The 13,493-nt window shown below is 67.0% G+C and carries 6 protein-coding genes; 1 reads left to right on the top strand and 5 read right to left on the bottom strand.

Annotated features, from left to right (window positions below):
- Positions 1-29: 29 nt before the first annotated feature.
- The 5 genes from ASE43_RS06690 to ASE43_RS06670 are packed head-to-tail and all read right to left on the bottom strand — an operon-like array spanning position 30 to position 5,156.
- A complete protein-coding gene (locus ASE43_RS06690; RefSeq protein WP_057159962.1) occupies positions 30-2,138 on the bottom strand; it encodes a phage tail sheath subtilisin-like domain-containing protein in 2,109 nt (702 codons plus the stop codon).
- Entirely contained in the window at positions 2,135-2,443 is a 309-nt protein-coding gene (locus ASE43_RS06685; protein WP_056183159.1) for a hypothetical protein, read from the bottom strand. The genes ASE43_RS06690 and ASE43_RS06685 overlap by 4 nt, the downstream gene beginning before the upstream one ends.
- Positions 2,436-3,467, bottom strand: coding sequence for a hypothetical protein (locus tag ASE43_RS06680; RefSeq protein ID WP_057159961.1), 1,032 nt, complete (start codon positions 3,465-3,467; stop codon positions 2,436-2,438). Before ASE43_RS06680 ends, ASE43_RS06685 begins: the two co-directional genes overlap by 8 nt.
- Before the next feature lie 34 nt (positions 3,468-3,501).
- Entirely contained in the window at positions 3,502-4,137 is a 636-nt protein-coding gene (locus tag ASE43_RS21715; RefSeq protein WP_157499704.1) for a hypothetical protein, read from the bottom strand.
- A complete protein-coding gene (locus ASE43_RS06670) occupies positions 4,137-5,156 on the bottom strand; it encodes a sigma-54 dependent transcriptional regulator (RefSeq protein ID WP_056183168.1) in 1,020 nt (339 codons plus the stop codon). The genes ASE43_RS21715 and ASE43_RS06670 overlap by 1 nt, the downstream gene beginning before the upstream one ends.
- Positions 5,157-6,301: 1,145 nt before the next feature.
- On the opposite strand from ASE43_RS06670, the gene ssb reads away from it, so the two are divergent.
- Positions 6,302-6,847 carry a single-stranded DNA-binding protein gene (gene ssb, locus ASE43_RS06665; protein ID WP_057159960.1) on the top strand — a complete coding sequence of 182 codons (546 nt, stop codon included), beginning with the start codon at positions 6,302-6,304 and terminating at the stop codon, positions 6,845-6,847.
- The last annotated feature ends 6,646 nt before the right edge of the window (positions 6,848-13,493 follow it).

Below are 13,493 nucleotides of genomic sequence, written 5' to 3'. Positions count from 1 at the left end.
ACGCCCTCCTGCGTGCGCTAGTGATGAGTTCAAGCTTCGGCCGCGGCGGCCCCGGAGGGCTGCTGGCCGACGGTGATGACGATGGTTTCCGCCGGCTTGGACGGATAGAAATAGACTTCGACGTTGAGCAAGCCCTGATCGACCTGGTCCGGCGGATTGTTCGAGGCGTCGCAGATGACGGTGAACACTTCCTCCGGCGAACCCGTGCCGAACGCGCCCTGCCGCCACAGCCCCAGCAGGAAGGGGTTCACCGCATTGAACTTGACGGCGTTCCACAGCGAGCTGCGGTTCGGCTCCTGGCGCACCCAGCGCAGGCCGTTCTTCAGGCTGCTCTTGACGAAGTTGAAGAGCAGGCGCACGCCGACGTACATCCAGCGCGGATCGGTGCTGAGCGTGCGCGAGGAATCGATCACGATGCCGGCGCGCGGGATCGCGCGGATGCCGTTGACGCTACCGTCCTTGACCAACTGGGTGTGCTCGGCGTCGGTGAGGCGATAGGTCACGTCGAGCACGCCGGCCAGGTTGGCCTCGTCGCCCGCCGGCGCCTTCCACACGCCGCGCGAGCGCTCGACGCGAGCGAACACGCCCAGCACATGCCCGACCGGCGGCAGGTTGCGACGCGGGTTATCGCCCACGCCGGCCGGATCGGCGATGGTGATCCACGGCGCGTACAGGGCGCCGTAGGCCTTCTTGGCCTGGAAGGACTGGCCATAGGCGACCGCCTGGCCGGCCTCGGTGAAGCCTTCCGGCACCGCGCCCACGTACATGCAGTCGCCGCGGTTCTCGCAGTAGGCCAGGGCAGCGGCGACGATGCCGGGATCGGTGCGCTCGCAGGTCAGCAACTGCACGTCGTGCGGATCGAAGGCGAAGAAGCCGCTGCGCACCGAGGCGTCGCCGTTGAAGTGCGCCGACGTCGGCGTGCCGTCGCGACCGGCCGCCAGCGGCGTCCAGGCCAGCACCGCGGGACGGTCGGCGCCGACCGCGCTGGCGCTGAGCATGTCCTCGGCGACGACGTAGCGCGAGCCGCGGATGGTGTCGTTGATGCGGGCCGGCGCGTAGTTGGGCGTGTCGGCTTCCATCGACAGGTCCGACCAGGTCTCGCGCACGTTCTCGGCCTCGGTGCCGCCTTCGGCCACGGTCACGGTGAAGCGCAGGTTGCGCACGCGGATGTTCTGCGCGGTCCAGCCGGCGATGCCGGCGATCGGCGGTCCCCAGGTGACCGCGCCGGTCAGCGGATTGCGCGACAGCAGCTTGACCATGGCGGTGTTGGCCGGCACGGTCGGGTCGAATACCTCGATCGCGTCGCCGAGGTCGAAGTCCTCGGTGCGGCGCAGGGTCGCGCCGTTGGTGGCCACCGCGCTGGCCGTGCCCGGCACCGCCGCGGCGATCGCGAAGCCCAGGGTCGCGTTGGCGGCGATGACCTGGATCGACGTCCAGCCGTCGCTCAGCCGTGCGACTTCGCCGGTCGAGGTCAGCACCAGGTTGCCCGGGCCGGTCAGAGACGCGACCACCCGGCTCTGGCGGCCGTTGATCGCGTCGCGGATCTGCTGCGGGGTGGCGTTGGCGGCGCCGCCCGGGAAATCGGCGGGCAGGAAGGTGATCACGGTGTTGTCGGGCGAGCCGTCCACGCGCAGCGTCAGGCTGGGGAGGGTGCTCATGTCGACCGGCGCGACCATGGCCACCGTGCCGGTAATGGTGGCAGCCGCGGCTTCGCGCAGGCGGGTGGTGGTGGGCGTGGAGCGCGCCACCCGCACCTGCAGGGTATTGCCCCAACTGCCCGGATCCTCGGTGCCGCGGAAACCGGCCGAGATCCGCAGCGTGTCGGCGGGGCTGCCGTCGCGCAGCGCCAGCGTACCCGGCGCATGGCCGGTGGCGGGGTCGTCGGAGACCACCCGATTGACGTAGGCGACCTGGCCGCCGTTGTCGAAGTAGCCCTTGACGAGATACGCGCCCAGGCCTCCCGGGAAATAGCCGCCGAAACGCTCGACGAAGCGAGCGTAGGAATCGACCATCACGGCCTGATTCGGCGTGCCGCGCCGGGTCAGGATGTTGAAGCCCGCGATGGAGGTGGGGGCGGCGGCCAGTACCGGCGCGCCCGTTCCGTCGACTTCCCGCACATTGATGCCGATGAAGCTCATGATTCTTTCTTCCTCTTGGGTGGTTGCGGGGGCCGCGCGGATCCATCGGCGGCACCCTGGCCGCGCCTGCGCGGAGTGATTGCGTTGCCGGCGGCCTCGGCGGCCTCCGGCGGCGTTGCGCTGCGTACCGCCAGCGCCTTGCGGTTGAGCAGATAGGTCAACTGCGGCGACGCCAGCGCGGCGGCGTCGAGCTCGAGGCTCTGCCCGGCCGCGAGTACGTGCACCGACGAGCCCAGATGCAGCTCGACCGGCTGCGAGCGCGTATTGATCAGGCGGACGCGTTCGCTCGCCTTGTCTTCAGCCATGGCCGGACTCCTTCCAATCGATGTGGTTGACCAGGCCCTGCACCGGCTGCACCGACGACGGCGCGTCGTGGTCCTGCCACGCGTACACGCGGCAATACAGCCGCTGACGCGGTGCGGGGTCGAGGTGGGGGTTGTATTCGTAGGCCGGCGGCGTCTGGGTCTCGATCGACCACGGATGCGCGGCCACGCGCAGCGCGCCGCGCGGGCCGATTTCGCGCAGCAGGAAATCCATCACCGCGCCCTGATCGGCGCGTTCGGCGGCGACGGCCTCGATCGCGTACGCCGCCTCGAACGCGTTCGGCGCGGGGCGCACGCGGTAGCCATCGGCGACGAAATCGCAGCGTTGCGCGCTGCCGACGCTGCGCTCGGCGAGACTGCGCACGTCCATCGGCACGATCGCGATGCAAGGGGTGGTCGCGGGCCACGGTCCGCCGGCGCTCACCAACTCGGCCGGCACCGGTATGCCGCCCAGGCTGGTGCGCTCGTGCAAACGTGCCAGCAAGGCCTGCTCCAGATCGGCGAGCATGCTCGGCCGCACCGCCAGCGCCTCGTCGATGGCGACGCTATAGCCCTGGCCGGCATCGATGCAGTGCAACTGCGCGACCGTGACGGCGCCGCGCACCGCGGCCGGCAAGTCGGCCAACGAAAAGCGCACCACGTCCCAGCCCGCGCCGCCGCCGACCGGCACACGCCGGTGCCAGGTGTTGCCGGGCGCGCCGATCGGCAGGGCGACGCTACCCAGGCGCAGTTCCAGATAGAAGCCGGGCGCGGAGCTGCGATCGCCGCGCAGGACCAGCCGCAGTTCGTCGTAGTCGTCCAGGTCCAGCGCGGCCAGCGGACGCCGCGCGATGTGGTCCAGCGAGGCCGCGCTGTAAGCCAGGGTCAGGCTGCGATGGTCGCCGCTGGGCGTGTCGCCGAGCAGGTCCTCGGCCACCGCGATCTGCGCCGACGGCGTCACGCCATCGCCTTGCAGGGTCTGCCAGCCGGCGAGTTGGGTGAAGGCGGCGAGCGTCAGCGACGGCACGAGCGACTCTCCTGCATCCTTGCGTGAGCGGACGTCATGTCAGCCGGCGCCTCGACAGTTCCTGCAGCACGCCGTCGAGCTCGTCGGCGCTGGCGGTGCAGCGGTAGCGGTCGCCGGTGCTGCTGGCGCTGAGCATCTCGACCAGGCCGCGTTCGCGCATCCAATCCAGCGCATCGAGCAAGGCGCGCCCGTCGACCACGGTCTGTTCGCGGAACCACCACATGGCGATTCCCTCCGCGGTATCGGAACTGTTCGGATTCACCCGCAGGTAGCGGGCGAGCGCTCTTACGATCGCTAGCATTTCGGGGTAGTCGTCCATGCGTCCCAGCCTTGGACTGAAGAGCGCAAGTCGCGTGCCAACACCGTCGGTACCGCAAACGATTGATTCCAAACGATTGCGGGTCGCGGCCTTGGCCGGCATCGGTGCTGCTTTGTCCTGCGCCCGCGCCGCGCCGATGCGGCGAAAGCCTGCTGCGACGCGCTGTAAGGGGTAGGGCGTTTTTGTCCTGGAAAGCGGACGAATCCGACCGGGTACGGTGGCGCTGCGCTCGTGCGCGGTTGCCGCGCGAACGAATTCCACGCGAACGGCTCGCTCACGGACCGATTCGGCATGGTGCGGGCGCAGCGCTTCGCCGGCGCCAGGCGCCGTGGTGATCGAGGTGGAAGTCATCAGGAGGCGTCGTTGAAGCGGCGGGTGTCGATCTGGTGTTTGCGGACCAGCTCGAAGAACGCGCGTCGGTTCTTCTTGGCCGCGTGGGCGGCGTGGGTGAGGTTGCCGTGGTGCAGGGCCAGCAGGGTTTCGATGTACTGCCGCTCGAAGCGTTCGACCACACGCTTCTTGGCCGACTGGAAGGACTCGCCGGCCAGTTCGCCGCTGCCCGCGTCCGCGTCGGCGTCCAGATCAGGATCGATGTCGATGTCGTCGGCGCCTATGCTGTCGCCCGTGGCCAGCAGCACCGAGCGTTCGATCACGTGGCGCAGCTCGCGCACGTTGCCGGGCCAGTCGTGGGCCAACAGCTTCTGCAGCGCCTCGGCGGTGAGCCGGCGGCCGTCGCCGCCGCCGTGGGCCTGATCGAACTGGTGGACGAAGTGGCCGGCCAGCAGGGCGATGTCCTCGCGCCGCTCGCGCAGCGGCGGCAGCGCGATCGGCAGCACGTTGAGGCGGAAGTACAGGTCCTGGCGAAAACTGTTCTGGCGCGCTAGCACGCGCAGGTCGCGGTTGCTGGCCGCGATCACCCGCACATCGGAGCGCTGCACGGCGTTGCAGCCGACCGGGCGGTACTCCTGCTGTTGCAGGAAGCGCAGCAGCTTGCCCTGCGCAAGCAGGGGCAGGCAGTCGATATCGTCCAGGAACATGGTGCCGCCCTCGGCCTCCTTGACCAGGCCGTGGCGGGAGCTGTGGGCGGTGGTGAACGCGCCTTTGACGTGGCCGAACAGCTCGCTCTCGATCAGCTCCACCGGCACCGCCGCGCAATTGACCGCGACCCAAGGTCCGGCCGAGCGCCGCGACAGATAGTGCAACGCCTGCGCGCAGATCTCCTTGCCGGTTCCGGTCTCGCCGACGATCAACACGCTGGAATCGCTGCCGGCGATCACCGGCAGGCGCTCGGCGACCTTCGCGCACGCATCGCTGGCGTAGAGAAATCCGCGTATGTGGGGCGATCGTCCTAGCGCTGCGCCGTGCGGCATACATCACTCCTTCCTTGGTTCGCCGAATCTGTGCAGCTGGTCGCTGCCGGCCTGCCTGGCCGTCCGCCGTTCGGGGTACTGGAAAAAGAACGGCGATGGAACGCGCGACCGGACACGCGATTTTTTTCCAGCGCGCGGCCGGTGTCGCGCGACTCTTGCGTTCGCGCGCGGCATGCGCACGCGACGATGCAATGAGACTCGCGCTGCCTTGAGATGCGCGCGCTGCGCACCGCTAACCTGTTAGCGCGCCGGCCGCGAACGCCCGTCGTGGCTATCGCTGCGCGTCGTGCGGCGCCGTCGCGCGAGTCGCGGCGACGCGTGATCCATGCGCGATGGAATTGTCGCGACGATCGGGTCGGTCGCGACGGAGTCATCCGAACCGCGCTGCGCTCACCGCTTGGGTCGTACTGACATCCAAACCTTCGCGACGATCTACAAACCGAAGGCGCGGCCCTGCGCGTCGCGTTGGGAACTTCGTCGCATGATTGGGTGCGCGGGTGCGAAGAACATCGATGACCTGGGCGCGATGGACGGTCGCCGCCTGGACGCTACGCTCGCAGGTTAGGACGTCGCCTGCGCGGCGCAACGGGGTTGGCCCACAGCCGGGCCGCGCGCCGTGTTGGCCGCACAGTTGTTCGGCGGGCGGCGCCCGTGGCGGCGGATCGGCCTGCAAGGCCCGAACCTGCTCGGCGATCAGATTCCGGCCTTCGGCCGTGCCCGCCCAGGGGGCGGCCAGGTGCGGGGGTGCGCAACCGGGTCCGGGTTCTCCTGGACCCGCCGGCGCAGCTCGGTCTCCGGGGCTCGGCCGCCGCGGGCGGCAGGGCAGCACGCAGGCAGACGGGGGCGGCGGACGACCCAGGGCGCGGGGCGGGCAGGTGGGGCTGCGAAGGCGGCGCGGCGGGACGACCGGCGGAGGCCCCGGTGGGGTCCGGAGCGGGACGCCAAGGGCCCGGTCGCTGCCGGTCGCCATCGCGCGAAGCCCGTCCCTGCTGGCTCTGAGCCATTTCGGCCGGTCGGCCGGGCCTACCCCTCGCCGCGGCATTTCCCGACACCGGACCGGGCGGCGGCCCGACGGTCCTGGGCCGGCGGTTATACTTCACTATCTATCGCCCGCTTTCGGCGACAACTTAAGGACCCGCATCCTCATGGCACGTGGCATCAATAAGGTCATCCTGGTCGGCAACCTCGGCAACGACCCCGAAACCAAGTACACCCAGGGCGGCATGGCCGTGACCACGCTCAGCCTGGCTACGACCAGCGTGCGCAAGGACAAGGACGGCAATACCCAGGAGCGCACCGAGTGGCACCGGGTCAAGCTGTTCGGCAAGCTCGGCGAGATCGCCGGCGAGTACCTGCGCAAGGGCCGCCAGGTCTACATCGAAGGCTCGATCCGCTACGACAAGTTCACCGGTCAGGACGGTGTCGAGAAGTACTTCACCGATATCGTCGCCGACGACATGCAGATGCTCGGCGGCCCGGGCGGCGAGGGCGGCGGCGGCGGTGGTGGCGGCGGTCGCGAATTCCGCGGCGGTGGCGGTGGCGAGCGTGCCGCGCGTCCTGCCGGCGGTGGTGGTGGCGGTGGCGGCTACGGTGGTGGCGGTCGCCAGGAATCTGCCCCGCGCCGCGATGCGCCCCCGGCCAAGTCCAACGACTTCGGCGACGACTTCGCCGACGACGACATCCCGTTCTAAGAAACACATCTCTGATTTTTAGAGAGATGGAACGAAGAAGCCCTCTATCCAAGAGGGCTTCTTCTTATTGGGCAGTTCAAAAAACGTGGCGGAGTCAATCGATCCGATCCGCGAGATCGTGATGCCCTAAGTGACGCTTGAATGTTTTCGCTGGACAGTGATAGCCGAGTGTTGCGCGGGTCGATAGTTCAACCGTTTGGCGATGGCATCCAGTTGACGCTGGCTGTAGATGGACAGACCGGTCCCCTTCGGTACGTACTGCCGTAGCAAGCCATTGCTGTTCTCGCAGCTCGCGGATGCTCCGTTGCCAGGGCTGTGCGGGGTCGACGAAGCAAATTGCCAGGCCGGTGCGTTGTGGCAGGAGGCGATGTAACGCCATCTCCTTGCCTTGGTCGTAGGTCAGGGTTTGCCGGGCAGACTCAGGCAGCGGAGCAAACGCCTTGGCGAACCCCTCCGGTGCCGCCTGCGCCGCACAGCCCGCCATCCGAACCAAGCTCACATACAGCGTGGTGCGATCGACGAGCGCGCCGACGTGGCGTCGTACGGCAGCCGTTGCCTGCTGCGAGTCGGTCAGGCCGCCGTGAGAGCAAGAGTAAGCACCGTTCCGCCGAAGAAAAGTAAGTAGTTGCCAAAGGTTTCGCGCACAAGTATTCCAATGAGCTACTGTGTCGCTCGAGAGGACCTCTCACGTGATGGGCGTTCTTTAGGAAATAGATCCGTCGATAGGAGTCCGTCGAGCACTGCCGGTAGGCCGCATACGCCTTGGTACGGGCAGTCTCGACAATTTCATGCGGCTGTATGCGTTCCTTTCGAGCAACTTCAATCTGAAGGGCTTCCCACGGCAACGACGGCAGCAACTTCCGGATGCTTTCCTGCAAGTTAGCGTCAGCTAGCGACTCCGACGGCTTTGCGCCGAGACCTTCCGCGACACGCCACATCGTCCACATGTTGAGCTTGCGTTCGCCGCGTTCGATCAAGGCGTAACGCCATGAACGCCTATTTGGAAATGCACGCGAAAGTTGCCAAAGGACTTTTGCGGCGTTGCCTTTGGTGTCGTGCCTCCGAATTGACGACCCTCACAAATTTTGCGAAAGTCGAGGCGGGGTAGTTAAGCAAGTCGAACAAAGGGGTCAAACAGGGCTGCCTTAGCGCGCTGCGGGTGCTGCGGTGCTGCGGGTATTGCTTACGAGCCAGGTAAAAGGGGCGGCTGTCTCACGCCGCGTCTCGGAAGCAACGTATCCCAAATACGTGCGGTGCCTGATTCTTCGTGTGTTCGAGTGGTTGCGATAGGCGTCGCAGCCAGTGGTGCTTATTTTTCGTTGCTGATGCAAGGACAGGGAAATGTCATGCGGGGAGTCAATCGGCTTGCTCATCTGAGTCCGCATCAAAGCGACATTTACTTCGATCAGATTCGCCGTCCGCAAAGCCCCTGCTACAACGTAGGCGGCTATCTGAAGCTGGGTGCTGTCGATACGGCACGGCTTGCCAAGGCGCACAGCGACCTGGTGATGGAGCATGACGCGTTCGGTCTACGGATTTTTTGTACCGACGACGATGTGGCGCAAGGTGTCGTGCACGAGCGCACGACAGTGCTGCAACAAGTGGATCTGTCGTCTGAGGCGCGCCCTTCGATGGCGGCGGAAGTCTGGATTCGCCAGCTTTTCGCCACGCCACTGGCGTTCGAGAACACGGAGATGTTCAAGGCGGCGCTCATACGATTGAGCGATTCCGAATATTGGTACGTGGGTATCGCCCACCATCTGGCGGTGGATGGCTGGGGCTTCGCCAACTGGGCGCAGGCGCTGGCGAGGTACTACAACGGCGAAGCGGCAGCGCAGGTGTCGAGCTGCGTGAGCGTTGCGGCCGAGCAGCATGCCTATCTGGGAACCGAAAGATACCTGCGCGATCGGGACTATTGGGCGCAGCAATGCGCAACGTTGCCGGAGCGTTTGCTTCAACCGTTTTACGCAGGCAGCGCCGGCGATGCGCCGACCCGCAGTTTCCGTGTCACGCAGCAGGTGTCGTCCGACACATTCGCATGCGTGGAGCAGCTCGCTTCGCATTTGGGGGTGGGGCCGCATGCGGTGTTGCTGGGGGCGCTCGGGGCCTGCCTTGGACTGACATACCGACAGCCGGACGTGCTGATTTCCGTCGCGGTGCACAACCGTCGCGGCGCCGCGCAGAAGCAGCTTATCGGCGCATTTTCGGGCGTCAGTCCGTTGCCGTTGAAACAGGTCGCCGGCTCGCGCTTTTCGGATCTGGTACGCCAGGTTGCGAGCAGTCAAAAGGCGCATTTTCGTCATCAGCGCTATCCGCACGGCGACTTGCTGCGCGATCTGGGTCGGACCGGTGGCCATGCCTTGCTGGGCGATGTCGGGTTCAGTTATCTCAAGGCCGACAGCGCGCTGGAAATCGAGGGGTGCGGACTCGAACTGACTTATGTCAGTCATGAGAGCGAAAGAACGCCGTTGATGGTCACCGTATGGGACGTCCGTGCGAACGGCGACGTCGCGGTGCATTTCGATTGCAACGAGGCTTATTTCACCCGCGATGAGGCCACGCTGCTCGCCCAGCGTTTTGCGAATGCCTTGAAGCTGGCGGTGCTCTCGCCCGATGCCGTGCTCGTTCCGGCGGATATGCTGCTGGATGGAGAGCGCGAACGCATCCTGGAGCAGTTCAATGCCACCGAGGCCGCCTATCCGCGCGACGCCCTGATCCACGAGTTGTTCGAGCAGCAGGCGACCGCGCAGCCGGATGCGGTGGCGGTGGTTTACGAAGACCACCATCTGACGTACGGCGAGTTGAACGCGCGCGCGAACCAGTTGGCGCACGAGCTCCCCACCGACGGCGGCGTGTACCCCTGGGTCACCAACAAGCATTGGCACCTNTGTTCGAGCAGCAGGCGACCGCGCAGCCGGATGCGGTGGCGGTGGTTTACGAAGACCACCATCTGACGTACGGCGAGTTGAACGCGCGCGCGAACCAGTTGGCGCACGAGCTGATCGCGCGCGGGGTGCGGCCGGATGATCGCGTGGCGATCTGCTGCGAACGCAGCTTCGACCTGGTGGTCGGCCTGCTGGGCATCCTCAAGGCCGGCGGSGCCTACGTGTCGCTGGACCCAGCCTATCCGGCCGAACGGCTGGCCTTCATCCTGCAGGACAGYKCGCCCCGGCTGCTGCTCTCGACCACGCGCCTGGACGGGCATCTGCCCGCCGGCGACGTGCCCGTGCTGTGGTTGGACCAGGCGCCAGCCACGCTGGCGAGCCATCCGGTCGACAACNCGACCACGCGCCTGGACGGGCATCTGCCCGCCGGCGACGTGCCCGTGCTGTGGTTGGACCAGGCGCCAGCCACGCTGGCGAGCCATCCGGTCGACAACSTCGACGCACGACGSCAGGGCCTGAGCTCGCGTCACCTGGCCTATGTGATCTACACCTCCGGTTCCACCGGCACGCCCAAGGGCGTGGCGATCGAGCATGCCAACACGCTCAAYCTGTTGGCCTGGGCGCAGGCCAGTTTCACGGCGGCCGAGCTGAGCCACACCCTGTTTGCCACSTCCACCAATTTCGACCTGGCGGTGTTCGAGTTGTTCGTGCCGCTGTCGTGCGGGGCCACGGTGAGCCTGCGTCCGGATGTGCTGGCGGTGACGGCCCAGGACACGATGACGCTGATCAACACGGTGCCCTCCGGCATCGACGCGTTGCTGCGTTCTCAGTGCGTGCCGGATACGGTACGTACGATCAACCTAGCCGGCGAGGCTTTGAAGCCGGCGCTGGTGGCGCAGCTGTTTGCCGGCACGTCGGCCGAAGAGGTGGTGAACCTGTACGGTCCCAGCGAGACCACGACGTACTCGACCNGCTTTGAAGCCGGCGCTGGTGGCGCAGCTGTTTGCCGGCACGTCGGCCGAAGAGGTGGTGAACCTGTACGGTCCCAGCGAGACCACGACGTACTCGACCTGGGTGCGGATGGACCGCAGCCATGCGGGACCGGTGCTGATTGGCCGACCGATCGCCAACACCCAGGTGTACATCCTGGATGCGCAGGGCGAGCCGGTGCCGGTGGGCGTGGCGGGCGAGCTCTACATCGGCGGCGATGGCGTGGCACGCGGCTATCTGAACCAGCCGGCGAGATCGCCCTCGCCCTTCCAGCGTCGCGAGGGCTTGCCGTTGTGCNTCCTGGATGCGCAGGGCGAGCCGGTGCCGGTGGGCGTGGCGGGCGAGCTCTACATCGGCGGCGATGGCGTGGCACGCGGCTATCTGAACCAGCCGGCGTTGACGGCCGAACGTTTCCTGCGCGATCGGTTCAGTGCCGACCCGCAGGCGCGCATGTACAAGACCGGCGACCTCGGCCGTTGGCTGCCGGACGGCAACATCGAGTACCTGGGGCGCAACGATTTCCAGGTGAAGATCCGCGGCTTCCGCATCGAGCTGGGCGAGATCGAGGCCCGGCTGGCGGGGTGTGCCGGCGTGCGCGAGGCGGTGGTGCTGGCGCGCGAGGACGAGCCGGGCGACAAACGCCTGGTGGCGTACCTGACGGCGGATACGGGCGCGGAGCTTTCGGTGGCCGAGCTGCGTACGCATCTATCGGCTCAGCTCCCCGACTACATGGTGCCCAGCGCCTTCGTGGTGCTCGACACGTTCCCGCTGACGCCCAACGGCAAGCTCGATCGCAAGGCTTTGCCGGCACCGGACGCAACGTCGCTGATGCGGCGCGAGTACGAGGCGCCGCAGGGCGAGATCGAGCAAGAGCTGGCCGAGGTCTGGCAGTCGCTGCTGAATATCGAGCAGGTGGGTCGCCACGATCACTTCTTCGAGCTCGGCGGGCATTCGCTGCTGGTGGTCGCGATGACCACGCGTCTGCGCGCGAAGGGCTTGCGCGGCGAAGTTCGCCACCTGTTCGCCGCACCGGTATTGAGCGCCTATGCCGCCACCTTGCGTCGTGGCGAAGTGGAAGAGGCGGAGGCCGTACCGCCCAGCCTGCTGACGCCGGAGCTGCGGTCGATATCGCCGGAGCTGCTGCCGTTGGTCAGCCTGACGCAGGCTGAGATCGACTGCGTTGTCGCAACCGTGCCCGGTGGCGTCGCCAACGTCCAGGACATCTACCCGCTGCTGCCGTCCCAGCAAGGCATCCTGTTTCATCACATGCTGGATGGCGAGGGCGACACCTATCTGCTGCGGGCGCTGCTTGCGTTCGATCGCCGCGAGGAACTCGATGATTTCCTGCGCGCGCTGAACGTGGTGGTGGCGCGTCACGACATCCTGCGTACCGCTGTGGTGTGGGAAGGATTGTCGACGCCAGTGCAGGTGGTCTATCGACAGGCGCGTGTGCCCGTGCACGAACTGACCTTGCCGGGTGTGGGCGACGCCCTGGAAGAACTTGCCAGGCTCTCTGATCCGCGCAGTTTGCGGCTGGATCTCACCCGTGCGCCCTTGCTGGCGGCCTACGTCGCCGAAGACCGCGCGGGCGGTTGGATGCTGTCGATGTTGCAGCATCACCTGGTCTGCGATCACGTGACGCTGGGCCTGGCGCTTGCCGAGATCGATGCGATACGCAGTGGAAACGGTGCGGATCTGGCCGATGAGGTGCCGATGCGCCAGTTGGTGGCGCAGGCGCTGCGCGTGCCTGCGGCAGCACACGAGGCCTATTTCCGCCAGGAACTGGCGCATATCGATGAGCCCACGGCGCCGTTCAACGTGCTCGATGCGCGGCAGAGCGGCGCAGTATCCGAGACCGTCGAGCTGCCTCTGGATGCGTCGCTTGGACGCGATATCCGCGCGGAGGCACGCCGACGCGGCGTATCGCCGGCGGTGCTGTTCCATGTGGCGTGGGCGCAGGTTCTGGCGCGCTGCACAGGCCGCAACGAGGTGGTGTTCGGCACGGTGCTGTCCGGGCGCATGCATGGCGCGGGCGGCGCGGACCGTGCCTGGGGCATCTTCATCAATACGCTGCCGATCCGGGTGGTGGTGGAAGGCACGGCGGCGGACGCTGTCGAACAGACGCGGCGCCGCCTGGCCGAGTTGCTCGAGTATGAGCACGCCCCGCTTTCGCTCGCGCAGCGCTGCAGCAGCGTGCCGTCGTCCTTGCCCCTGTTCACGGCGTTGCTGAACTATCGGCACAGCGACGACATCTTCGCCATGTCAGGAGGCATGCGCCTGCTCGCAGCCGAGGAAACGACCAACTATCCGATTTCGATGAGCGTGGATGACTTCGGCGACCGGTTCGCGCTGACCGCGCAGGTCGTCGACGGCTTGGACGCGGCGCGCCTGGCCGGATACTTCGCCCACACCATAGAGAGTCTGACCGCGGAGCTGCGTCGCGATGGAGCGCGTTCGCTGCGTGCCCTGGATGTCCTGCCTCCGCCCGAGCGCGAGCGGGTGCTGTCCGAGTTCAACGCGACCACGGTCGACTATCCGCGCGAGTCGCTGATCCATGAGCTGTTCGAGCAACAGGCGGCCGAGTCTCCGGACGCGGTGGCGGTGGTGGATGAGCACCGCGTGCTGACCTATGCGGAGCTCAACGCGTGCGCCAATCGCATCGCGCATTACCTGATCGCCCAGGGGGTGCGGCCGGACGAGCGCGTGGCCTTGTGCTGCGAACGTTCGGCGGAGCTGATCATCGGCCTGCTGGGCATCCTCAAGGCCGGCGG

Source organism: Lysobacter sp. Root983 (genome assembly GCF_001429345.1).
Classification (GTDB): Bacteria; Pseudomonadota; Gammaproteobacteria; order Xanthomonadales; family Xanthomonadaceae; genus Lysobacter.
The sequence above is the reverse complement of the archived record's forward strand: the minus strand, read 5'-3'. Positions and strand labels throughout refer to the sequence as shown.

Bases quoted from the DNA above. Each gene is read 5' to 3' on its own strand.
- ASE43_RS21715 (WP_157499704.1), bottom strand. From the start codon at position 4,137: ATGACTTCCACCTCGATCACCACGGCGCCTGGCGCCGGCGAAGCGCTG.
- ssb (WP_057159960.1), top strand. From the start codon at position 6,302: ATGGCACGTGGCATCAATAAGGTCATCCTGGTCGGCAACCTCGGCAAC.
- ASE43_RS06670 (WP_056183168.1), bottom strand. From the start codon at position 5,156: ATGCCGCACGGCGCAGCGCTAGGACGATCGCCCCACATACGCGGATTT.
- ASE43_RS06690 (WP_057159962.1), bottom strand. From the start codon at position 2,138: ATGAGCTTCATCGGCATCAATGTGCGGGAAGTCGACGGAACGGGCGCG.
- ASE43_RS06685 (WP_056183159.1), bottom strand. From the start codon at position 2,443: ATGGCTGAAGACAAGGCGAGCGAACGCGTCCGCCTGATCAATACGCGC.